Annotated in this window: 12 protein-coding genes; 7 read left to right on the top strand and 5 right to left on the bottom strand. The window is 49.5% G+C overall.

Features of this window, described 5'->3' with window-relative positions:
* Positions 1-5 precede the first annotated feature (5 nt).
* The 3 genes from dnaE to MKZ32_RS12875 form a co-directional block, all read right to left on the bottom strand.
* A complete protein-coding gene (gene dnaE, locus MKZ32_RS12885) occupies positions 6-3,494 on the bottom strand; it encodes a DNA polymerase III subunit alpha (protein WP_239797638.1) in 3,489 nt (1,162 codons plus the stop codon).
* A gap of 269 nt (positions 3,495-3,763) precedes the next feature.
* Positions 3,764-4,597 (bottom strand): response regulator, encoded by an 834-nt coding sequence (locus MKZ32_RS12880; protein WP_239797637.1) that lies wholly within the window; start codon positions 4,595-4,597, stop codon positions 3,764-3,766.
* Positions 4,598-5,318: 721 nt separating this feature from the next.
* Positions 5,319-6,077, bottom strand: coding sequence for a Crp/Fnr family transcriptional regulator (locus MKZ32_RS12875; RefSeq protein ID WP_239797636.1), 759 nt, complete (start codon positions 6,075-6,077; stop codon positions 5,319-5,321).
* 291 nt (positions 6,078-6,368) lie between these two features.
* Here MKZ32_RS12875 and MKZ32_RS12870 point away from each other — a divergent pair, with 291 nt between their 5' ends.
* Positions 6,369-6,680: a BON domain-containing protein gene (locus MKZ32_RS12870; protein WP_239797635.1), complete on the top strand. Its 312-nt coding sequence runs from the start codon at positions 6,369-6,371 to the stop codon at positions 6,678-6,680.
* A 250-nt stretch (positions 6,681-6,930) separates the two neighbouring features.
* Here MKZ32_RS12870 and MKZ32_RS12865 read toward each other — a convergent pair whose 3' ends face one another.
* Complete coding sequence (locus MKZ32_RS12865) at positions 6,931-7,077, bottom strand: hypothetical protein (RefSeq protein ID WP_239797634.1); 147 nt, start codon at positions 7,075-7,077, stop codon at positions 6,931-6,933.
* 226 nt (positions 7,078-7,303) lie between these two features.
* Between MKZ32_RS12865 and MKZ32_RS12860 the strand changes: the two genes are divergently transcribed.
* The 6 genes from MKZ32_RS12860 (at position 7,304) to MKZ32_RS12835 (ending at position 25,211) form a co-directional block, all read left to right on the top strand.
* Positions 7,304-16,033 carry a GH36-type glycosyl hydrolase domain-containing protein gene (locus MKZ32_RS12860; RefSeq protein ID WP_420887743.1) on the top strand — a complete coding sequence of 2,910 codons (8,730 nt, stop codon included), beginning with the start codon at positions 7,304-7,306 and terminating at the stop codon, positions 16,031-16,033.
* A 111-nt stretch (positions 16,034-16,144) separates the two neighbouring features.
* Entirely contained in the window at positions 16,145-18,160 is a 2,016-nt protein-coding gene (locus MKZ32_RS12855) for an AsmA family protein (protein ID WP_239797632.1), read from the top strand.
* 349 nt (positions 18,161-18,509) lie between these two features.
* Entirely contained in the window at positions 18,510-20,501 is a 1,992-nt protein-coding gene (locus MKZ32_RS12850; RefSeq protein WP_239797631.1) for a site-specific recombinase, read from the top strand.
* A gap of 192 nt (positions 20,502-20,693) precedes the next feature.
* Positions 20,694-22,589, top strand: coding sequence for a Tar ligand binding domain-containing protein (locus MKZ32_RS12845; protein WP_239797630.1), 1,896 nt, complete (start codon positions 20,694-20,696; stop codon positions 22,587-22,589).
* 14 nt (positions 22,590-22,603) lie between these two features.
* The gene (locus MKZ32_RS12840) at positions 22,604-23,017 is read left to right on the top strand and encodes a response regulator (protein ID WP_239797629.1); all 414 of its coding nucleotides are present in this window, start codon (positions 22,604-22,606) and stop codon (positions 23,015-23,017) included.
* A 52-nt stretch (positions 23,018-23,069) separates the two neighbouring features.
* Positions 23,070-25,211, top strand: coding sequence for a response regulator (locus MKZ32_RS12835; protein ID WP_239797628.1), 2,142 nt, complete (start codon positions 23,070-23,072; stop codon positions 25,209-25,211).
* A 116-nt stretch (positions 25,212-25,327) separates the two neighbouring features.
* Here MKZ32_RS12835 and MKZ32_RS12830 read toward each other — a convergent pair whose 3' ends face one another.
* Positions 25,328-25,726 (bottom strand): hypothetical protein, encoded by a 399-nt coding sequence (locus MKZ32_RS12830; RefSeq protein ID WP_239797627.1) that lies wholly within the window; start codon positions 25,724-25,726, stop codon positions 25,328-25,330.
* Positions 25,727-25,729: the final 3 nt, after the last annotated feature.

The raw sequence follows: 25,729 nt of genomic DNA, 5'->3' as shown, positions 1-25,729 counted from the left end.
CTTGCTCAAGTATAAGCAATATGAACATTCTGCTCGCCTAGCAGTTTCTTTAATCCGCTCATTAGATCACTGTGCAGCGTGACACTCCAAGCCTCGCCCAGCTTCAGGTTTGCGCTCCCGCTCGTATTGCGGTAGCACACTACAGTCATGCATTTGCCTTCTCGGTAGGGCTCGAGTAGTTCTTTTAACTGAGTCACGCTAATGCGTGCGTCAGACGCAACAGTAAGTTCCAGGCGCTTCGCGAAAGTGGAACGCGCCGAGGCGAAATCGAATAACTCCTCACCATTGACGCGCATATTGCCGGAATACTCGTCGAGACTGGCTTTGCCGCGCACCACCAGCAATTCATCTTCACGTATCCACGGGCGATTGGCCTCGAAAACTTCGTTGAATACCATCATTTCCAACTGTGCGCTGCCATCGTCCAGTGTGACAATTGCCATGCGCCCACGCCGCGTCTGCTGTATTCGCATGGCAGACACTATGCCAGCCAATACTACCGGCACTCCACCGCGTTTGGTGTTGCCGTTTTGCGGTAGCGCTTGCAGCGTGATATCGGCCAGGCGTGTCTTGACGAAATTTTCTAGTTCGTTGGCATATTCTTGATAGGGATGGCCGCTGAGATAAAAACCCAAGCTGGTTTTTTCATGTTGCAATTGCTCGCGCACCGTCCAGCGCGGGACGTTCTTCATTTGCACCGACATCGTCACACTTGCATCGTATTCGAATAGACTATTTTGATTGACTGATTGTGCTTTCTGTTCCGCGCTGCAAAGCGCGATCTCGAGCGACGCCAGCAACTGATAGCGATGATCCGAAATCTTATCGAATGCGCCACTGCGGATCAGCGCTTCAGTGGCGCGACGGTTCACCACGCGCTTATCTACGCGATGACAAAAATCGAACAGGTCGCGGAATGGCCCACCGAGTTTACGAGCATGTTCAATGCTATCTATCGCAGCTTTACCTGTACCTTTAATGGCTTCCAATCCATATGCAATCGTTTTTTCGTCCACTGGCATAAAGCGGTTTACAGACGAGTTAATATCCGGCGGCAAAATACTTATTCCTTGCGCCAGGGTATCGAGATAGAAAATATGGACTTTGTCGGTGTTATCCATATCAGATGATAGTGTGGCGGCCATGAATGCCGCCGGGTAATGCGCCTTTAGATAGGCGGTCTGATATGACACCAACGCATAGGCAGCAGAATGCGATTTGTTAAAACCGTACCCAGCGAATTTTTCCATCAGGTCGAACAGTTGCTCAGCTAGTCGCTTGTTGATAGCGCGCGCCACAGCGCCGTCCACGAAGATGCTGCGTTGCAGCGCCATCTCCTCAGCATTTTTTTTCCCCATCGCGCGGCGCAACAAGTCCGCCGCTCCCAGCGAATAACCGCCGATGATCTGCGCGATCTGCATCACTTGCTCTTGGTACACGATCACACCGTAAGTTGGCTTGAGCGAAATTTCCAGTTCGGGATGAAAATAATCAGCCTTGGAACGGCCATGTTTGCGGTTAATGAAGTCCTCTACCATGCCTGATTCGAGCGGACCTGGGCGATATAATGCAACCAGCGCCACGATGTCTTCAAATGTGTCCGGTTGCAACTTGATAATCAGCTTTTTCATGCCAGGAGATTCAAGCTGAAATATCGCTGTAGTGTTAGCAGCCTTAAGCAGGGCGTAAGTTGGTTTGTCCTCCAGTGGAAGGTTTTCGATGGAGAAGCGATTTTCAATGGGAAAACCTAGGCCTGCGGGCATTTTGTTTACATATTTCACCGCCCAATCAATGATGGTGAGCGTGCGCAACCCCAAAAAGTCGAATTTCACCAAGCCGATCTTTTCCACATCGTCTTTATCAAATTGACTGATGCCCTTGTCGCTGCCCTCGGCGTAATATAGCGGACAAAAATCGGTCAGCTTGCCCGGTGCGATCAGTACCCCGCCCGCATGCATGCCGACATTGCGCGTTAAATCTTCCAGCCGTGTACCCAGTTCAAGCAGCTCTTCCACACCTTCTTCGCTGCTGATAATACTGTTAAATTCTGGCTCCAGTTCACGTGCTTTTTTCAGTGATACCGGTTTGACGCCTTCCAGCGGAACGAGCTTGGACAGGCGATCACACAGGCCGTAAGGAAAATCCAGCACGCGTCCGACATCGCGGATCACCGCTTTGGACGCCATGGTGCCGAAGGTGGCAATCTGCGACACACTCGCCGCGCCGTATTTTTGTTTCACATACTCGATAACGCGCTCGCGCCCATCCTGGCAGAAATCCACATCGAAGTCGGGCATGGATATGCGTTCCGGATTCAGAAAGCGTTCAAAGAGCAGGGCGTAGCGTAGCGGGTCAAGATCGGTGATACTGAGACTGTAAGCCACCAGTGAACCTGCGCCTGAGCCGCGGCCGGGGCCGACCGGCACGTCATTGAGCTTGGCCCAGCGGATGAAATCGGCCACAATCAAAAAGTAACCGGAGAACCCCATTTTTATAATGGTTTCAATTTCGAATGCCAAGCGTGAGGTATATTCCTCCATCTTCGCGGCGCGCACAGTTTCATCCGGATACAACTGCAGCATGCGCTGATGCAAACCGAGTTCGGATTCCGTACGCAGAAAATCATCCAGGCTTTCGCCATTTGGGGTGGGGAAATCCGGCAAATATGGCTTACCTAGTTGCAAGGTCAAATTACATCGCTTGGCGATCTCCACACTGTTTTGCAACGCTTCAGGAAAATCGGCGAACAGCGTCATCATCTCGGCCTGGGTTTTGAAATACTGCTGCGGGGTAAATTGGCGCACGCGCCGCTTGTCATTCAGCACATACCCTTCGGCGATGCAGACGCGCGCCTCGTGCGCTTTGTAAGCTTCACGGCTTAGGAACTGGATTGGTTGTGTAGCTACTACCGGTAACGCCAGCTCTACGGCCAGTTTGACCGTTTCACTCACGTGCAGCTCTTCGCGCACCATGCCGGTTCGCTGCACTTCCAGATAATATCGACTGGGGAACAGCTCCGCCCACTCAAGCGCCAGCTGACGAGCCGTTGCCTGATTGCCATTCAGCAGCGCCGTGCCGACCTCACCGAGATGTGCGCCGGATAATGCGAGCAGTCCCTCTGTCCCGTCGCGCAGCCATTGTTTGTGTATCTCGATGCGACCACTGTTTTGCCTTTCCAGATAGGCGCGTGTCACCAATTCACACAATCGCAGATAGCCAACATTGGACTGGCATAACAACAGCAGCCGGAACGGCTTGTCGCGCTCGGCTGGATTGCTGATGAATACATCACAGCCGATGATGGGCTTGATGCCGGCAGCGCGCGCTGCCTGATAGAATTTGATCAAGCCGAACACATTATTGAGGTCGGTAAGTGCCAGGGCGGGCATGACATCCTGCTTGGCGGCGGCAATTGCCTCGGGAATGCGCACAATGCCATCAGCAATGGAGTATTCGCTGTGCAGACGCAGATGGATGAAAGAGGGTTGGGACATGGTGGCGAAATGACGGTTACAACTGAAATTTTACCATCGTCACCAGAGTGAGAAATTAAAAGATTTCTACTCGTTGATATAGCTCAGGAAAATGTGCCGGAGAAGAGTAGTTGTGGAGGTCAAAGATAAGAGTTTGCGAGAGGCTTTTGGAGTTATGAATCTATTTTACAAAAGCAATTCCAGCTTTCTTGGAGTTTTCAATAAATTGGGCATCTACCATCTACGAAGACTGGAGGTGTGCGAGTCACCTTATAAATATGAACACCCTGTTATGAGGCGGAACGCATGCTTCCAGTGACGTCTTTACCCACTCCACGGAAACCTGTAAAACGACCGGATGAATCGAACATCGGTTCTCCGCTAATCATAAAGTATTGCTGCGAACCATCTGAATTATGTCGTCTGTAGACGAAATCCAGGAATGGTCGTCTGGCTGCTATATGTTCTTCTAGTACCGCCCGTTCATCTTTATTCCAATGTGCTGCTTGTGCTTCACTCGGTTCGCTGAGTAAGTCGTCAACCTCAATTCCGAGCATTTCAAGAACCGGGCCGTAAACTTTGGTGAAATGTCCGGTCTCATCTTGTTCCCAATACCAGTCAGACGACAGCTCGGTCAGGCGGCGAAAACGAGCTTCGCTTTCCCGTAGTTCTGCTGTTCGTGCTTGTACAGTCTGCTCCAATACCTTGTTGTAATGTTCAATTTTTTTGTATAAAAGCCGTACTTCCAGCATGTTATGGATACGTGTTCGTACTTCGGTCAGATCAAAAGGCTTACTGATGAAATCTTTCGCACCGGCTTGTAACGCGCGCAGCTTGTGATCTGGTTGGGCGGTAATTACGAGTACCGGAAGGTAGCCATCTGTTTCGACTTTTTTCAAGCTTTCCAGCACCTGAAAGCCATCCATGCCAGGCATCTGTAAGTCGAGCAGAATCAGGTCATAGCGGTTTTTGCGATATAACTCGCTGACTTCATAAGGATTCTGTGTCGATGCTATACGCGTATAGTCAGCGCCACGTAACATTTCCTCAAGTAGACGTATATTCGCCTCCTGATCGTCAACGATCAGGAGGCTGGCGTTTAGAATATCAGACCGGCTAAGCATAATTTAAGAATACCTTTAAAAACTGAGTAACAAACACCAACACAAATTTCACCGAATTTCCAATTTCATTTTGAGGTGTACGTCGTTATGGCATACCTGGTTGAACCTGTATGGTTGTAACGGCTGCTAACTAAAAAATTTTGAAGCGTTTCTATATTGTTTTAATTAACAAAAAATTGGAATAATTAACAAAACATTTTAACATGACTGAGCGAGATTTATGGAAATGTTCTCTTGTCAATTACGTAATCACTAATAAATATGTGCATATCGAAACCCGCTAGTTTTTGTCTGCACATTTAGTATGTGTACATGTCTATACCCGTGCTTCATATTGCGAACCTATATTCTCACCCTATGCTGGTAAGGGGAAATGCTGCCTGTAGACAAAATATCATTTGTGATACGTGCTCTCTGTGCGTTTACACACATAGGACTTCATCACTTCAAAAAGTGATTCGATCTTTAACACCATGATCGCTAGATTTGCGTATGCAGAACTGAGCACAGCGCCCATGCATTATCGTCTTCTTAAATTGGTTGATGGTTGTACGTAAAAAAATTTGTTGTTAGGCGCGAACTGTTTACGGTGTGTGGTTGGTTAGCACATTTTTGAATGGGAGGAGGATGGTAGACATATGGCAATCTGTCGAATCATACCTTGCCTATTCTGAAGGCTCAGGGGCTTGGGTTCTGGTGAATTAAATAACGCAGGTGAGTTCTATTTTTTGCTATACGCTTGAGAATGCGAATGTTGGGTGGTTGCGTACGTCGAGAGTAAGCAATCAAATTCTTTTTTGACCACCTTATAACATTCGCAAGAGAGCGTTTCCAGTCCAGATCGATCGAGTACGGTAATGTGTCCACGGCGATAATTAATAAAACCAGCATTTTTTAAATTTCCGGCTGCTTCCGTAATGCCTTCGCGGCGCACGCCAAGCATGCTGGCAATTAATTCCTGCGTCATGATTAACTCATTTGAGGTCAGCCGATCGATGGTTAATAAAAGCCAGCGGCAAAGCTGCTGTTCGATTGAATGGTGTCTATTGCACGCCGCAGTCAGGGACATTTGTGTGATGAGCGCTTGAATATAAAGCAGTGATAGGCGCTGTAGCGATTCTATGCGATTGAATTCTTGCAGCATTGATCCGGCTTTTATGCGGTAGCCGCAGCCGCCCGTTTGCACAATTGCCCGGCTAGGTGTCGCTGCGCCACCCATAAGTAGTGAAACACCTAGTATGCCTTCATTGCCGACGCCTGCGATTTCTGTCGAAGCACCATCCTCCATGATGTATTGCAGAGACACGATGGCAGTCGTGGGGAACCATGCATGTTGCAACCGACTACCGGATTCATGGAGGACGCTCCCGAGCGGCATTTGAACCAGCTCCAGATGTGGTTTCAAGCGTTCAAATTCATCCGCTTGCACAGCGGCGAGGAGATAGTTCTGGTTTGTTACCTGTGAAGAGGTAATGAACATAAGCAGCTTATTAAAATATTTTAAATTTTATAGGCACATCCGCTAATTAACTAATTAGTGGAACTCTATAGTAAAGCTATTGGCTTAAGTTGTGTACGATACCGCACAGACTGTACATGCGCTGGATAGTAATCTGCACTTCGGCGGCTAGTACAAGCTTCCAGCATGTCGCAGTAACACTCCACCAGCTTTCTTAAGTTGGCATTGAAAGCCCGCGCGAGCAGGGTGGAGCATTCATAACCCAAGGAGTCAGCCAATTAAGCGGCTTCTTTAAAATCAGGAGATTTCATTATGAAACAATTAAAATATTTTATTACTATTTTTACTGCCATCGTATTCATGTCAATTTTAGGTTGTGCGGCCACTACGAAGTCAGAAGGAGCAGGAGAATATTTAGATGATAGCGTAATTACAACGAAGGTTAAAGCGGCGGTTTTTAATGAGCCTACGTTGAAGGCTACGGAAATAAATGTCGAGACCTATAAAGGTGTCGTTCAATTAAGCGGCTTTGTGAGTTCTCAGTCCAGTATTGATAGGGCCGAAGAAGTTGCTCGTGGTGTTAGAGGCGTGAAATCTGTCAAGAATGACATGCGAGTTAAGTAAAGCTGACATGGGAGATTACCAGCGTAATCTCCCAAATGGGGTGACACCATTGTTAACTTGAATGTTTCATAATTTGTATATCTGCATGAAGAAATGTTACTTGTGTATGAGCGGAATCGGCTGTTGTCCTGTTAAGTGCTCATGAATTTGTACATGCACTAAGCTTCTTGAGTTTTGCCTCTGTGGGCAAGGTACCGAAAAAAACTCGATACGTTTGCCTCTATCTATAAAAAATGACGTGTAATCACAGTTACAGCGAGAGTTTTTTTTCGCTAGAACACGGTGGGCGACCAGATTGCCAAACTGTGATTGCAGTGCCGGCGGCATTGTAAAACTCAATAAATAAATAAACATTCATGTTTGAAGTTTTCATCAAAACTTCTATTTTTTTGTTCATTTTAATTTTCATTTAAATGCAATTTGATAAATGCATTGTTGCGCCTATCGCTAGATCATGAAATTACTACAATTTGCTCAAGATGGAAGGTAGATGCACTTAAGCCAGATAGTTAAATGGCGTGGCCGTTTTTGACTTTAAGTGTTTGACACTTCGAAATGCCTAAGCCACGACCAATGTTCTGCATTGCGTCCCTGTTTGTAAACAGAGTATTTTAAATTGGAGGATGTTTAACTTGAAGGCTGGAGACACAAGAATTTCTGTTTTTTTGCTATCCTTGATTACGTGGTTTCGCAAAATTGGATGGCCACGAACTCAGCTTCTCGAAGAACTACCACTACGATCGGAACTATTTAGCGCCGATCAAATGGAGTTATATGGTAGAACGCTTGCGGCGTCACATACCGTGTCGCCGAAACGCAGTCCAGACCAACTTCTGGCACGGCTAGCCGCGAATGAAAGCACACTGATTAGTGTTTGTAATGTTTTGACAGCATCAGTTAAGGCGAACCATCGGTTGACGCCAGCCGGAGAATGGCTGTTCGACAATTTTCACCTGCTCGAAGAGCAAATCCGTACTGCCAAGCATCACCTTCCCAAAAATTATAGCCGCGAGTTGCCGTGCCTGGTACGTGGGCCATCGGCTGGTCTGCCGCGGGTGTATGACATCGCGCTGCAGACTATTTCCCATGGCGATGGTCGAGTCGATACGGAAACGCTTAGTCGATTTGTGGCAGCCTACCAGTCCGTTACCACCCTGCAGTTGGGTGAATTATGGGCGATCCCGATTATGTTGCGTCTGGCATTAATCGAGAATCTACGCCGCGTTGCGGTATACATCGAGATTGGCAGGTTAGAGAGAAACCTTGCCGTCAAATGGGCCGATGAAATGACCAAGGTTGTGGAGACGGATCCCAAGGGCTTGATTTTGGTCATTGCGGATATGGCACGATCCGATCCGCCAATGACGGCTCCATTTGTTTCAGAATTTGTGCGTCGACTACAGGGGCAGAGCTCCGCTTTGGTATTGCCGTTGAAGTGGATTGAACAAAGCCTTGCCGAATCAAATCGCACGATCGAGGAGTTGGTGCAGTCCGGCAATCAGCAACAGGCGGCTGATCAGGTTTCGATTTCTAACAGTATCGGCAGCTTGCGCATGCTTGGAGCTGTCGATTGGCGCGATTTTACTGAAGCCGCTAGTGCAATCGAAACGATCTTGCGGGAGGATCCAGGTGGTGTATATGGCCGTATGGATTTTATCACCCGTGATCGGTACCGCCATGTCGTGGAACGACTGGCTAAGGGTGGTGCTTTGTCAGAAGTGGAGGTGGCTCAAACGACGCTTCGGCTGGCTCGGGAAGGTGCGGCAATAGGGAGGGGCGACGAGACTGCGGCTCATGTCGGGTTTCATTTGATTGGTAAAGGATTGCCGCATCTGGAGCGAGTGGTGCAGGCACGCCTGTCTATCCTTGAGAAGCTAAGTCGGATAAATCGCCGGTTTGCGCTTTTCTTTTATCTGAGTGCGATTACGCTGATCACATTGTTCCTGACCAGCAGTCTCGTGATTAAAGCCTATGAGGATGGTGTGCGCGATTGGTTACTGGGCACAGTGTATGTCCTGTTGTTGCTTGCGACAAGCCAATTGGCCGTTGCGTTGGTGAATTGGGTGACTCAATTGCTAGTGACACCCCATCCCATGCCACGGATGGATTTCTCCAGTGGAATTCCTTCAGTGTTCCGTACACTGGTAGTGGTTCCAACCATGCTCACGAATGCTGCCGATGTTTTGAATTTGGTCGAAGCGCTTGAAGTGCGATTTCTCGCCAATCGTGACCGCAATCTGGATTTCGGCCTGTTGACCGATTTTCGGGATGCAAATCAGGAAAAGCTCCCGGAGGACGAGGCGCTTTTGCAAATCGCAAGAGCCAGTATCGAGGAGCTAAACAAAAAGTATGGCGATGCCTCCAGTAACGATGCGGGTGAAACCGCGGCTTCAATCGGGAATGATGTTCAAAATGGTAGTCAATTTTTTCTGTTTCATCGCCCGCGTCGTTGGAATTCGCAGGAGGGAATGTGGATGGGTTTCGAACGCAAGCGCGGAAAACTTGCGGACTTGAATGCGCTCTTGCGTGGGCGAGCGGGTAATGCGTTCTCGCTCATTGTGGGTAATACAGCATTATTGTCGGAAATAAAGTACGTCATTACGCTCGATACCGACACGCAATTGCCGCGTGATTCAGCTCGGCAATTTGTCGGTGCGATGGCGCATCCGCTGAATATCCCACGGTTCGGCGAAACCGGCCAAGCCGATGATAAAAATACAATTGTTACAGATGGTTATGGTATTTTGCAGCCGCGTGTTGATGTAAGTTTGCCCGGATCAAATCGCTCGCGATACGCGCAACTATTTAGCGGCGAGATTGGTATTGATCCGTATACTCGGACAGTTTCTGATGTTTACCAAGATCTGTTTGGTGAGGGTTCATTCATCGGCAAAGGAATTTACGACGTCGATGCTTTTGAGCGAGCACTTGCAGGACGTTTCCCAAATAACCGAATTCTCAGTCATGATCTTTTGGAAGGATCTTATGCCCGCGCAGGCTTACTTAGCGATGTTCAGTTATATGAGGAATTTCCTGTCCGCTACAGCGCGGACGTAAGCCGCCGTCATCGCTGGATACGTGGAGACTGGCAAATTGCGAGCTGGTTATTGTCGCGTATACCCGGCCCTGATGGGAGTCATCTCCGCAATCCGCTATCGGCGCTGGCGCAGTGGAAATTGTTCGATAATCTCCGGCGAAGCCTGGTGCCGGCGGCACTGGCGCTATTGCTAATATTGGGGTGGGTGGCGCTGCCGCATGCATGGTTCTGGACATTGGCGGTAATCTGTATCCTCTTTACGCCCATTGTGATTGCGGCCCTCTTTGATCTGTTGCGAAAACCGCGTGAAGTGTTACTGCGCCAGCACTTGATTGCTGCGATGCGTGGGGCAGGTCGACAATTCGGTCAGGTTCTATTTACGCTGGCGTGTCTGCCCTATGAGGTCTATTTCAGTCTAGACGCGATCTTGCGCACGATTGTGCGGTTGATGGTCACTCATCAGCGGCTTCTCGAATGGAATCCGTGGCGCGAGGTCGAACGTGGACCCAAACAAGCAATTCCACCCTCCAGCTACATGGGCCTTGGTGCTTCCTACCGGTTGATGTGGATCGCACCCACCATTGCCGTCATGATGATGATTATTTTGGCGATCAACATGCCAGTCGCGCTGATCGTTGCTCTCCCAGTGTTGTTGCTATGGGCGGCCTCTCCGGCCATCACTTGGTGGATAAGTCGACCGCTGGAACGTCGAAACGCAGAGTTGAAAATCGATCAAATTCTTTTTCTGCGTCAGATTACGCGTCGCACGTGGGCATTTTTCGAGACTTTTGTCGGGGCGGAAGACAATTGGCTGCCGCCTGACAACTTTCAGGAACACCCTGTTGCGACAATCGCACATCGCACTTCACCGACTAACATCGGTTTGGCGCTGCTTGCTAATATCACTGCGTACGATTTTGGCTACATTGGAGCGGGCCAACTCATAGAGCGTACGGCAAATACATTGAAAACCATGGAAGTCCTGGAACGGCACCGAGGACATTTTTACAACTGGTATGACACCCTGTCGCTCAAACCATTGTCGCGGTATGTTTCTACCGTGGACAGTGGGAATCTGGCAGCGCATTTGCTGACATTGCGCGTGGCATTGCTGGAGATCCCCGATGCTCCGATTATCGGAAGGCGATTATTCACGGGGCTGGGCGACACGTGGCGGATTGTTGTTGAGACGGCCAGTGGTGCCGCAGCAACTCCTTTGGCGCAATTCGAAAAAACTCTTAAAGCGGCGGCTGTAGCTCATCCGCTTACATTGGGGAGTGTTCGAGTGTATCTGGATGGCTTGCTTACTTACGCGCGTGAAGTGGTCAATCAACTCACCAAAAGTACAGTAAATCTTTCCCTCTATGAAAGTGTCGAATGGGCACAGGCGCTGGTCAGGCAATGCGAAGGTGCTCTCGCTGATCTGGCTTTCCATATACCTTCGTTGCGGTCGAATACCTCGTCCGAGATGCACAGTTCGGTGCTTACCGCAAAAATTCCATCATTGCGTCAACTCGCCAGTGAGGGTCATGAACGTGCACGAGAGCAGATAGAAACCCTCGAATATCTTGCGCGAAAATCATGCGAGTTTGCGCAGATGGAATATGGATTCCTGTACAACCACGCAAGACGTTTACTCTCAATTGGATATAACGTGGGTGAGCGTCGATTAGATGCCAGTTACTATGATCTACTTGCCTCAGAGGCCAGGCTGTGCAACTTCGTCGCGATTGCTCAAGGCGAATTGCCACAGGAGAGCTGGTTTGCGCTTGGTCGGATGTTGACGACTGCCGGAGGGAAGCCGCTTTTATTATCGTGGAGTGGCTCGATGTTCGAGTATCTCATGCCGCTGCTGGTGATGCCGACCTACGACAATACTCTGCTTGATCAGACATGCAAGGCAGCGGTGAATCGGCAAATCGAGTATGGCAATCAACGCGGCGTGCCTTGGGGTATGTCGGAGTCCGGGTACAACGGCGTCGACATTCATTTAAATTATCAGTATCGAGCTTTTGGCGTACCGGGACTAGGGCTGAAACGCGGCCTCGGCGATGATCTTGTCATTGCGCCGTATGCCTCGGTAATGGCCTTGATGGTTGCGCCCGAAAAAGCATGTCTGAACCTTCAAAAACTCGCCACTGAAGGTATCGTTGGCAAATTCGGGTTTTACGAAGCGATCGATTACACGCCGTCGCGAGTACGACGAGGTGAAACTCGGGCCGTGGTGCGCTCATTTATGGCTCATCATTTAGGGATGAGCATACTTTCCCTGGCCTATTTGCTGCTGGATCGCCCTATGCAGCGGAGATTCGAATCAGATCCTCTATTTCAGGCGACAATGTTATTGCTTCAGGAACGGATTCCCCAGGCTAAGGTCTTCCCGTTGCGCTCTGCCGATCTTCCTGAAATCCACGTGGCTGAGGAAGTCCCGGAGATGCCAATACGCATACTTAAAAACCCCAATACGCCGATTCCAGAGGTTCAATTGCTGTCGAATGGTCGTTATCACGTTATGGTCACGAATGCGGGTGGAGGGAGCAGCCGCTGGAAAGACCTTGCCGTCACTCGCTGGCGCGAAGACAAGACATGTGACAATTGGGGCAGTTTTTGCTATTTGCGCGATGTGTCGAGCGGCGAATTTTGGTCAACTACTTATCAGCCCACACACAAACCATCGAAGCGGTATGAAGTAGTTTTTTCGGAAGGGCGAGTCGAGTTCCGTCGTCGCGACCATGATTTTGATACGCATACCGAGATTACGGTTTCGCCCGAAGATGATATAGAGCTGCGTCGTGTTCGCATCACCAACCGTGCATGGACACGTCAAACTATCGAGATCACTACGTATGCTGAAGTCGTGCTCGCAACGCCAGCGGCCGATGCTCAGGCACCGGCCTTCGGCAATCTTTTTGTGCAGACTGAGATATTGCCCGAACGGCATGCGATCGTCTGCCATCGGCGGCCGCGTTCGCAGAGCGATCAGACTCCGTGGATGTTCCACTTGATGACCGTACATGGGGCGACCGTTGATGCCGTCTCTTATGAGACGGATCGCATGCGTTTTGTCGGACGTGGAAACACGGTTGCTGCTCCCTATGCGATGACGGATTCGGCGTCACTTTCGGGTAGCGCCGGCTCGGTTTTAGATCCAATCGTGGCGATTCGGCAACGCTTGTCCATTGGTCCCGGTGAATGCGCTACGATCGACATCGTCACCGGGGTCGGTGATTCTCATCAAACCGTATTAAATCTGATCGATAAATATCAGGATCATCGTTTGGCAGATCGCGTTTTCGATGTGGCGCGAACCCACAGCCTTGTGATGTTGCGGCAACTCAATGCGAGCGAGGCCGATGCACAATTATTTTGCCGTCTGGCTGGTTCGGTGCTCTTTGCCAATGCTTCATTGCGTGCCGATACCAGCGTGCTGCGCAACAATCAGCGCGGTCAATCAGGCCTGTGGGGGTACGCCATCTCTGGCGACCTCCCAATCGTGCTGCTACAGATTGGCGATCCGGCCAACATTGATTTAGTGCGTAGAGTGGTGGCAGCGCATGCGTATTGGCGTCTTAAAGGTCTGGCGGTCGATCTGATCATCTGGAATGAAGATCGCTCAGGTTACCGGCAAATATTGCAAGAACAGGTAATGGGACTCGTCTCCAGTAGTGTCGAGGCACACATGCTCGATTGTCCGGGAGGCATCTTCATTCATCGCGGCGAGCAAATTGCGCCAGAGGATCGGATATTGCTGCAAACAGTCGCACGCGCGATCATTGTTGATAGCAAGGGTAGTCTGGCAGACCAGGTTACCCGTCGTATTCCTGCGGAATTGCCCGTTGTACTTACTGGATCGGCGCCGATCCGGCGTTCTGATTCCAAGCGAATGGTTGAGTTGCCGCGGCGTCGCCTGCTCTTCGATAATGGTCTCGGCGGGTTTTCCGAGGATGGCCGCGAATATGTTATCACCACCGGAGTTGGCCAAATGACCCCTGCACCGTGGTCGAATGTGCTGGCTAACCCGCACTTTGGAACGGTGATTTCTGAAAGTGGTCAAGCCTATACTTGGGGCGAGAATGCGCACGAATTCCGCCTGACACCTTGGCGCAATGATCCGGTGAGTGATGGAGGCGGAGAGGCCTTCTATCTCCGCGACGAAGAAAGTGGCTATTTCTGGTCGCCAACACCATTACCAAAATGTGGTGTAACGCCGTACATTACACGGCACGGGTTCGGTTATAGCGTCTTCGAACATAGTGAGGGGGGCATCCATTCGGAGCTATGGATATTCGTTGCATTGGATGCATCAGTTAAATTCACGATGCTGAAAGTTCGTAATGATTCCGGACGGCCACGCCAGCTTTCCGTCACCGGGTACACCGAATGGGTGTTGGGTGATCTGCGGGAGAAAACGGGCATGCACGTGATCACCGCGATCGATCCCAAGAGCGGAGTGCTACTCGCGCGCAATCCCTATAACAACGATTTCGCAGGCCGGATTGCTTTCTTTGACACGGACGATGCCATGCGTAGTGTGACAGGTGATCGAACCGAGTTTATTGGCCGTAACGGTGGGCTCAAAAACCCGGCGGCGATGGCGTGGGCGGAACTCTCGGGTCGAGTTGGTCCGGCGCTGGATCCCTGCGGTGCCCTCCGGGTATCTTTCGAGCTGGGTGCGGGCCAGACGCATGAGACTGTTTTCCGCCTCGGCCTTGGCCGTGATGCTGATGATGCCCAGACGCTGGTGCGACGTTTCCGCGGTTCGATGGCGGCGCACAATGCATTAGAGAAAGTGCAACATTACTGGCAGCGGACACTGGGTGCTGTTCAGGTGCAAACCCCCGACCTGTCCATTAATCTACTGACGAACGGTTGGCTCGTATACCAGATTTTGGCTTGCCGTATGTGGGGTCGCAGCGGTTATTATCAGTCGGGAGGGGCCTTTGGCTTCCGTGATCAGTTGCAGGATGCGATGGCGCTCGTCCATGCTGAACCTGTTCTGGTACGCGAGCATTTGCTTCGTTGTGCAGCGCGTCAATTCATTGAAGGTGACGTTCAGCATTGGTGGCATCCCCCAATGGGCCGCGGTGTGCGCACGCGCTGTTCAGATGATTATCTCTGGTTACCCCTGGTAACGTGTCGTTACATAACAGCTACCGGCGATATGGGTGTGCTGGATGAATCCGTGTCATTCCTTGAGGGTCGTTTGGTTCACCCTGACGAAGATTCATATTACGACTTGCCTGTCCACTCCGAGCAGGCCGCGAGTTTGTACAAACATTGCGTGCGCGCTATCGTTCACGGCTTGCGATTTGGCGAACATGGTCTCCCACTGATGGGTGCCGGAGACTGGAACGACGGAATGAATCTGGTCGGTATCCATGGTAGGGGCGAAAGCATCTGGCTAGCTTTCTTCCTGTATGACGTGCTCATTAAATTTGCCGACGTCGCCGCCAAGTTTGGCGATACGGCTTTTGTCGAGCGCTGCGAAACAGAAGCCGCCCGTTTGCGCCAAAATATTGAGCTGCATGGCTGGGATGGTCAATGGTATCTCCGTGCTTTCTTTGATGATGGCAGCCCGTTGGGTTCTTCCTCCAATGCTGAATGTCGGATTGATTCGATTGCACAAAGCTGGTCTGTGCTGTCCGGAGCAGGCGCCGACAATCGTCAGCGGCAAGCCATGGAAGCATTGAGCGAGCGTTTGGTACGACGGGATTCAGGGATTATTCAACTGCTCGATCCACCTTTCGACAAGTCGCCATTGAATCCAGGCTACATCAAAGGCTATGTCCCCGGTGTACGTGAGAACGGTGGGCAGTATACGCATGCGGCCATCTGGGCGACGATGGCATTCGCTGCATTGGGAGATCGCCAGCGTGCGTGGGAACTATTGGCGATGATCAATCCGGTGAACCATGCGCAAACGCCAGAGGCGGTAGCGGTATACAAGACAGAACCGTATGTTGTCGCTGCCGATGTGTATGCGGTCTCACCCCACACCGGCCGGGGTGGATGGTCCTGGTATACGGGATCTGCCGGCTGGCTGTATCGATTGATCCTGGAAACACTCTTGGGCTTAACGCTGGAGGTTGACAAGCTGCGTTTCGCACCCTGTCTTCCTGCGGACTGGAAGACGTTCACGGTGAATTACCGTTATCGAGAGACGGATTATCACATCACTATCGTTCAGATTGACGAAACAAATAATGCCCCAGGTGTGACCATCGACGGTGTCGCACAGCTCGATTTGGTCATTGCTCTGGTTAACGATGGTGAGTCCCACACTGTTGAGGTACGGTTAGGTAATGTTCGCGCATAAAACAGTGCAGCTTTGATTAATGTGAGCGCCAGACTTCACCCGTACCAAAGTATTTGATCAAATATTTTTTTGGAGTTTTTTAAAAATGTAATGTTTTTATAGAGGTGCCTGATGAAATCCAATGGACAGTCTTTCATGGTGTTGCGCCGTTTGTTGAAATGGGTTGGCGGCTTTTTGCTCGGGATAACCCTGTTGATCGTTCTGATTATTGCGTTTTTCAATTGGAATTGGTTGCGTGGGCCGATAGAGCGTATGGCTACGGAAAAGACGGGTCGTCAATTGGTAATCAATGGCGATTTGTCCGCTCATCTTGCTTGGCCACGACCATCGTTTCGCGCTGAACGCATTACGTTTGCCAATCCGCCATGGGCCAAGGAAAAACAAATGGTTGCAGTTGATGGCGTCGAATTCACCATTGATTTGTCAGAGTTGCTCAGGAAAAACGTGGTGTTGCCCGAAGTGCGTCTTGAGCGTCCAATAGTTTTCCTGGAGCAGAGCGCAGACGGTCGGAAGAACTGGTTGCTTGACCATGATCAGAAGAATGAGGATTCGCGCATCCATATTGACCATATACTACTTGATCACGGGCGATTCGCGTACGACGACCCCGTGAAAAAAATCAGTATCCAGGCAGAAATTTCGACGCAAGGTGAGCGAAAAGATGGCACGGCTAAAACGGGCATTGTTTTCAGTGCCAAGGGGAAGTTCCAAGGCCTTCTACTCGCGGTGCATGGTACGGGCGGGTCGGTGTTAGCCCTGCGTGATGAAGCAATGCCCTATCCATTGAAGATCGATGCCACAATAGGAAATACTGCCGCGCAGGCCGATGGAACAATTACCGGTTTGACCAAAATTTCTGCGATCGATTTGAATCTCGTTTTGCGTGGCGATAGTCTCGCAGATCTTTTTCCATTGATTGGTGTCGCGCTTCCAGAAACTCCCCCCTATTCGACCAAGGGTCACCTGATGCACAGCGAACACAAATGGCGTTATGAAAATTTTGCAGGCAAGACAGGCAAGAGTGACATTGCCGGTACGCTGCAAGTCGATACCGGCGGTAAACGCCCATTCATGCAAGGTGAACTGGTTTCCAAGGTACTCTATCTGGCGGATTTAGGCCCACTGATTGGCGCCAAACAGGGGAGTGCCGCAAAAGCCATAAAGGCTCCTGCTTCGTCGTCTGACCAGCGGGTAGCAATCTCAGTCAATACTCGCGTGTTGCCTGCCGAGCCGTTCAAAACTGACCGTTGGAGCACCATGGATGCGGACGTAAAACTGCGCGCAAAGTCCATCCATCGCGCCAAGGCGCTGCCTATCGAAGATCTGGTAGTTCATCTGAAACTGCGAGATTCCGTGCTGACGCTTAATCCGCTTAACTTTGGCTTGGCTGGCGGTAATCTTGTCGCCGTGGTTTCGCTCGATGGTAAAGAAGATCCGATCCGGGCACATGTTAAAGTTCAAGCAAAAAAACTTTTGCTGGGTAAGTTATTGCCGACGGTCGATTTGTCCAAAGCAAGCATCGGCGAGATCAATGGCGCATTCGATATAACTGGGAAGGGCAACTCGGTAGCGCATATGCTGGCAACCTCAAATGGCAAGCTCGGTCTCGTCATTGCAGGGGGTGAGATCAGTAACGAGATGATTGAAATAATTGGTCTAGATTTGTGGGAATGGCTTAGATTCAAGGTGAAGGGTGATCAGCCCACGCGCATCCGTTGCGGCGTCGCCGATTTTAGCGTCAAGAATGGCGTGATGGCGGCCAATGCGCTGGTTCTCGATACGGTGGACACTAATATCGGTGGCACTGGTACTATCGATTTTGGCAAAGAGACGCTGGATTTGACGTTAAACCCGCAACCAAAAGATGTAAGCTTGGTGTCATTTCGCGGCCCTATTCATATACGCGGGACTTTAGCCAAGCCTGCGGTGCAACTGGACAAGGTCAAACTTGCTGAGCGCGGCTTGGGTGCGGTATTGCTTGGTGTGATTAATCCGTTACTCGCTCTGATCCCTCTTATTGAAACCGGACCAGGCCTGGACAGTGATTGCGGACGGCTTATTCAGAAAACGCAGGAACCCGCGTCGCATAAGGCGGTAGTTGGACCAAGGCGCGGATCTATGCCTTGATCCAACTAATATTACTTCACACGAATCCAGTCTTTAGTTAGACCGTTTCATTGGCTGGCAGCAACAAGTGTGCAATAGATTAAATTAAGAAAGAAAACTATTTGACGAATCTGCAGTTATTCAAAATAACTGTACATCTTCCCATCATTTAATCCTCAATGTATTTGACCTCCCATCGAAACATCGCTTGTGGAGAACAAGACGCTGTCGGGGTTTCTATCATTCTTGCGTTGGTTGTAGCCAAACCTTATTGGGTGGATGCAATATTGATTTCAACGCTCCGTCGCTTAGACATTGCAAATATGAAACCTGCTCACCGATCTACCTACCTTTACCTGGACCAAAATGAATGGAATCTGTACTCAAAAAAATACATGCAACTCCCGAGGAGACTGATTCAACCCTGTTGATTGAACTGGTCGATAGCATTCGGCCGAAGAATCCAAATGTCGGGGAGGTGGCTACGACAAATTTGCGCGCTTTGATCACTTTGTTGAGGATGCACCCAGAATATGTTGCCGCACTGCGGAGCTATGTATTGGCACTATTTGAGAAGCGTCGCCACAGCCATCTCTATGCCGATATCGGCATATTATCTAATGAAGGTTTTTTTACTACAGTCTGGAATCGTTTCATCTTTCGTTTACTACCGCAGGAAACACGTGATGATTACCTGAAGGATATGTTCGGGCTCGTGTTCCATAAGCATACTGATTATCTATGGGTCGATCAGATTCCTGATGAAGTATGGATTGAATTATTGAAATGTATTGATTTTGATGCGGAGCCCTCTCATCCCGGATGGGCAAAAATTCAGGAGGAAATGCTGGATGCAGTTCAGATGCTGTCCTATCGCATTGCATCCACGGGACTTGAACATGAACTGGTGCGTAATTATCCGGATATTGAACGCTTCGAATCTCCGTTTTTAGCGCAGAACGTAGAGGTCTGCGATTATTACCGGGCCTACCATGCTCATCTCAGCGGAGATCCTGCTCTACCTGACGACAAGCATATCCCGGTGTTGCTGCAGCAATGCGAAGAGGTGCTGGTAAAGGTGCGCAAGCAAGCTTTACAAAATGGCGCGAGCATCAGCCTTACATACCATTTGCAGCGCGTGAATCAGATGATCAAGCGGCTGCAAACTTTGCTGGTATTGCTCAACCCGAACGAAACCACGATGCGCAGTTTGGCTTTGCTGCGTGAATTGGTGCGTGAGGAGAATCGCAAGTACAGCGTGCGTGATGTATTTACTCGCGTCACCGATTTGGTGGCTTTGCAGGTTACAGAGAATGCAGGGAAAACCGGTGAACATTATGCTGCCGCGACGCCAGGCGAGTATTTTAATATGCTGCGCTCATCCATGGGAGCGGGTTTTATAATCGGATTTATGGCGCTGATCAAGATCGGGATTAGCAAGATGATGTTAGCGCCTTTTACCCAAGCTTTTTTCTTCAGCATGAACTATGCCTTTGGCTTTTTGCTGATACACGTCATGCATTTTACGGTTGCCACCAAACAACCAGCAATGACTGCGGCGATGATTGCGGCTACGGTTGATCAGAATGCTGCATTGAACTGTAAAGGTAAAGCGCCGCTTGATGGGGTAGTGCAACTCATCGCTATTGTGTGGCGCACCCAGATCGTTTCAATTTTTGGCAATGTGATACTCGCGATTCCAACCGGCATGCTAATTGCGTTGTTAAGCTACATGGCTGGCGCACCGGTGATGTCGGAGGAGAAAGCCTGGCATACATTGCATGATATCAATCCCTTCTATAGCTTGGCTTTGGTTCACGCCGCGATTGCTGGTGTGTGTCTTTTCTTTGCCGGGTTGATCTCTGGTTATTACGACAATAAGTGTGCTTACACTCGAATTCCTGCTCGTTTAAAACAATTGCACTGGTTGCGGAAATTATTAGGAGAGCACCGACTTGACCGCTTTGCAGCTTATATCTGCGACAATCTTGGTGCGTTAATGGGGAATTTTACGTTCGGTATCATGCTCGGTAGCATGGGGATGATTGGCTTTATGCTCGGTCTTCCTTTCATTGATGTGCGTCACGTCACATTTTCGTCAGCCAACTTTGCTTTTGCGTTGGTTGCGCTTGATTTTATGGTGAGTTGGCAGCTAGTAGCAATTTCTCTGTTAGGCATCGCGCTGATCGGGATAGTCAATCTTGCGGTGAGTTTTGGCTTGGCTCTTTATGTCGCGATGAAGGCGCGCCAAGTACGTTTCAATCGTATTGGCGAATTGTTTCAGATGCTGGGGGCTCGCTTTGTGAGTAACCCACGTGAATTTTTCTTTCCTCCCAGAAACGGAGCGGTACTACAAAATTAGGTACCTTGAACAAAATAAGGCCGGGTAGAGCGGGAAGAAATTATAGGAAGAAAGCGTTGGCTGAGTCCTAATCATGCGCGCGGGCTGATTGATATTACCAGCCCTAAAAACCAGTGACAGAAGTTTTATAGGGCATCGTTTATTGCAATAAAGCACTATTATTCAGTGCCGTAATTATTAACGCAGGTTCACATGTTTAAAAATTTGACCATCAAAACACGCTTGATTTTCATTCTTTCTTTCTTGGTAGTCTTTCTGCTAGGAATCGAAATGCTGGGATTGTTGGGTATGAGCAAAGCTAACGACGGTCTGAAAACCGTTTATGAGGATCGCGTTATTCCGCTTGGCCAATTGGGGCATATTGAATCGCTCTTGCAGCAAAGCCGTCTCTCCATCGCGGTTGCTTTGGTGACACCCACACCTGAGGTCATTGACAACAACACTGCAACATTCGAAAAAAACGTCAAAGAGATTAACAAGACTTGGGAAGAGTACTTGGCGACGTATCTGACTCCAGAGGAGGAAAAGCTGGCTGATAAATTCTCCCAGGACCGCAAAAAATTCATCACTGAGGGTCTAATACCAGCAGTAGCCGCTTTGCGTACCCACGAAATCAAAGAAGCGAATCAAATTGTTGTGGAGAAGGTACGTCCCCTCTATGACTTAGTTAAGGAAGATATTAGCGCGCTGATTGATCTTCAATTAGATATTACAAAACAGGAGTATAGATACCAACAAAACCGCTACGCGACCATTCGCAATATTTTCATCGCCTTGATAATTTTTGTACTGGCACTGGTCGTATTGATCAGCGTCGCGGTCACCCGAGTTGTTTTCAGGCCGCTGGAGAAAGCAGTGGAGATTGCTCGTAGCGTTGCCGCAGGCGATTTTACGCAGCAAATCGAAGTTCGATCGGCGGATGAAATCGGCCAGCTGCTGCAAGCACTGAAAGAAATGAACGATAGTCTGGTGAAGACCGTCGGTCAGTTGCGCGACAGCGAAACGCATGTCCGCGCCATGCTGAATAACCTGATTGAGGGCATCATTACAATTAACGAATATGGTGTGATTGGAACTTTCAACTCCGCCGCCGAGCGCATATTCGGTTACACCGAGGCCGAGGTAGTCGACAAAAATGTTTCCATGCTCATGCCTGCTCCCTACCGCGAGGCGCACGATGGTTATCTTGCCCGCTACCTGCAGACCCGAGAGAAAAACATCATTGGTATCAGCCGCGAGGTGGTGGGGCTGCGCAAGGACGGAACAACCTTCCCCATGGAGCTGGCAGTGATCGAAACGCGCCAGGGTGAACGCCATATATTCACCGGATCCTTACGCGACATTAGCGCGCGTAAGCAGGCTGAGGAACAGAGGGCGCGTCTAATCCACGAACTTGAAAGCACCCATGAAGAATTAAAAAGCTTTGCTTATGTGGTGTCTCATGATCTTAAGGCGCCGTTGCGAGCCATCAGCGCATTGGCAGGTTGGCTTTCCCATGATTACTCGGACAAGTTTGATGAAGAGGGTAAAGAACATATGCGTCTGCTTATTAAAAGGGTATACCGCATGGATAATCTGATTAATGGAATTTTGCAATACTCGCGGGTAGGCCAGGTGAAGGAGAAGGTGATTGCGGTGGACCTCGACCAGCTAGTGCGGGAGGTGCTTGACCTTCTTTCGCCACCGGCCAATATTGTGGTCAGTATTGATAATACTTTGCCGACCGTCATGGCAGAACCGACCCGCATCGAGCAGGTATTTCAGAACTTGCTCTCCAATGCCATCAAATACATGGACAAACCACAGGGCGAAATTCGCATCGCCTGTAGCTCAGAGGATAAGCAGTGGAAATTTATCATCGCCGACAATGGGTCAGGAATTGAGCTGCGGCACTTTGAACGAATCTTCCAGCTGTTCCAGACTTTGGCGCCGCGGGACAGGGTGGAGGGTACTGGCGTCGGCCTTTCCCTGGTGAAAAAAATTGTGGAAATGTATGGTGGTAAGATATGGTTGGAGTCTAAAGTCGGGGAGGGAAGCACGTTTTTCTTCACGCTACCCAAAAGTGTAACAACAGCAAGTTCAAATTAAGGAAAAAGAAAAGCATGAGAATTACCAACAAACCCATTCTTCTGGTGGAAGATGATCAAGTGGACACCATGACAGTTATCCGCGCGTTAAAAGATATTCACGTAACGAATCCGTTGATACAGCAAGAAAACGGCGAAGATGCTCTGAATTATTTGAGCGATTCTAACAACGAGAAACCATGCATTATCTTGCTTGACCTGAATATGCCTATCATGAACGGCATCGAGTTTTTGCAGGTATTGAAGCATGATGACCAGTTAAAAGGCATCCCGGTGGTTGTGTTGACTACGTCTGAAGAGCAACAGGACAAGGTGAACAGTTTTAACCTGGGCGTGGCCGGCTATATGGCAAAACCCGTGGATTACCTTCAATTTGTGGAAGTGATGCGTTCGATCGATACCTATTGGACCATCAGTGAGATGCCCTGATGTGCTCAGACCACAGGGTATATTTTTAGGCTAACAAGGTGCTGATTTTACGATGAAAAAATCTCATATTCGCATACTGATAGTTGATGATGACATGGTGGACCGTTTAGCCTGTCGCCGCGCTCTAGCACAATGCCCGGATTACGAATATGTGCTAACAGAAGCCGAAACCGGACGAGAGGGGCTGCAGTTCGCTCATGCGCAAAAGCCGGACTGTATTTTGCTTGACTATCACATGCCGGACATGAATGGTTTAGAGTTTTTGACTGAGCTGGCCGACGACATAGGAGAGATTCCGGTTCCCGTGATGATGCTGACCGGCGCTGACAGCGCCGCAGTCGCGGTGGAGGCCATGAGGCGTGGCGCACGGGATTACTTGGTCAAGGATGTGGACCGGCAATATCTCGAATTGTTACCCACCGTCATCCAGCGCGTGGTGCGCGAGCGGCAGATGCTGACGGAAAAGAAACTGACGGAAGATAAGCTGCTCCAAGCCGAGGCCAAATACCGCAACCTGGTAGAGCAAATCCCGGCAATCACCTATATCGCCGCGCTAGACGAAGACAATCGAGTTCTTTACATTAGCCCACAAATCAAGGTGCTGGATTTTTCCTCGGAACAATGGCTGGAAACTCCAGGAATACATCTCACCCAGATTCATCCAGAAGACCGGACGCGCGTGTTAAATGAACTGACCAAGAGCCGCGCCAACGGCACTCCCCTGCGTTGTGAATATCGCCTGGTGTCCCGCGATGGAACAGTTTTTTGGTTTCGTGATGAAGCAAGCGTAGTGCGGGATGAATCGGGACGCTCGCTATTCCTTCAGGGTATTCTGGTTGATATCACTGACAGTAAACAGATTGAGGCTGAGCTGCGGCAACACCGCTGGCGCCTTGAGGAGCTGGTGGCAAAGCGCACCAATGAACTGGCGGAAGCGAATAAACATCTGCGTCAGGATATTGTGGAACGTAAGCGTGTTCAAGCAGAACTGATCAACGCCCATGCAGCAGCAGAAAAAGCCAATCTTACGAAATCGAATTTTCTTTCCAGCATGAGCCATGAATTGCGCACGCCGCTCAATGCCATTCTTGGTTTTGCCCAGTTGATAGAAATCGGCTCTCCTACGCCTACGCCCACTCAAATGGCAAGGCTTAAAGAGATTCTCCATGGAGGCTGGTATTTGCTGGAGCTGATCAACGAAATTCTGGATCTCGCGACAATTGAGTCCGGCAATCTTGCGCTGAACCTAGAGTCGGTATCTTTGGCTGAGGTTATATCCGAAAGTCAGGCTATGATCGAGCCTCAGGCACAGCAACATGGCATTCAGTTGATTTTTCCCAAGTTCGATAGCCCTTTGACTGTCAAGGCGGATCGGACTCGGTTAAAGCAGGCTTTGATCAACCTGCTATCCAACGCGATTAAATACAATCGCGAGCAGGGAACGGTCGAGGTGAAATGCGTCACGGGTACGTCGGAGTACGTTCGCATCAGCGTTCAGGATACGGGAGAGGGATTACCCCCAGAAAAATTGACGCAACTTTTCCAGCCATTCAATCGTCTTGGCCAAGAAAATGGGCCCATCGAAGGGACTGGCATTGGTCTGGCGGTGACCAAGCAAGTGGTCGAATTGATGGGAGGCTCAATCGGGGTGGACAGCACCGTCGGAGTGGGTAGTGTATTCTGGTTCGAACTAATCTCGGCTACGGAACCTCAACTTGCCCTGGAAGGATGCAAATCTCAGGAACTGCCTGCAAAAACCTATGCTGGCACCCAGCAGTACACCGTGCTCTATTTTGAAGATAATCCGATCAATTCATCCTTAATCCAAGAGCTTATTGAAGAGAATCGTCCAGATATACACTTGTTGATTGCGAGTAACGGCAACCTGGGTATCGAGCTGGCATGTATTCATTTACCAGATGTGATTCTGATGGATATCGCCTTGCCTGATATGAACGGTATCGAAGCCATGGAGATTCTACTCAAAGATCCGCTAACAGCGCACATCCCCATTGTTGCACTGAGCGCGGATGCCATGCCCCATCATATTTTGAAGGGAATGGAAGCAGGATTCTTTCGCTATATCTGCAAGCCCTTTGAACTCAATGAATTTATGTTTGTGATCGACGAGGCACTTAAATTTCGGAAAAGCAGCTTAGCCAGTACGAGTAAAACAAAAGAAATTGAGGTCTAATTCCCCGATCGTAGAGTGGGGAAGCGCCAGCCAGCAGATCATATTCAACTCTTGTTATAGCAAGTGAGTTTTGTTTACTGTCTGACAGGAGTCCTCCTAGAGTTCATTCTAACTCTTCACTTCAGCACCACCACAAATATCAAGGTAGACAGAGTAATGGCCAGTAAAACACACATATAGATCAAGATCTTGATTCGAACTTTTAAAACTTCGATTACATTAACTACGTGTGCATTTTGTTCGGCAAGTGATTTGATTAATTTGGCTGATGAGTTATGGTCAGAATTCAGTTCAATTATCTTCGCCTGAAGATGACGAACGCGATTGTCTAAATTTGCGAGTCCTTCAGCATCGAAAGAGACCATCGTTGACGAACTGTCAGCCATAGGCTGGCTATTTGTTTCATCCTTTGCCGCAGTAAAAAGGCGTTTCGCGCCTTTAACCATGCCCGGCGCGGCTTCCAATACATCTTTCCAGGGTATGACCCGCAGCGCGTTAATCCAACCTATAGCCAAGAT

This window comes from Candidatus Nitrotoga arctica, from assembly GCF_918378365.1.
Lineage (GTDB): Bacteria > Pseudomonadota > Gammaproteobacteria > Burkholderiales > Gallionellaceae > Nitrotoga > Nitrotoga arctica.
Note: the sequence above shows the minus strand (reverse complement) of the source record. Positions and strands in the feature narration are given on the sequence as shown.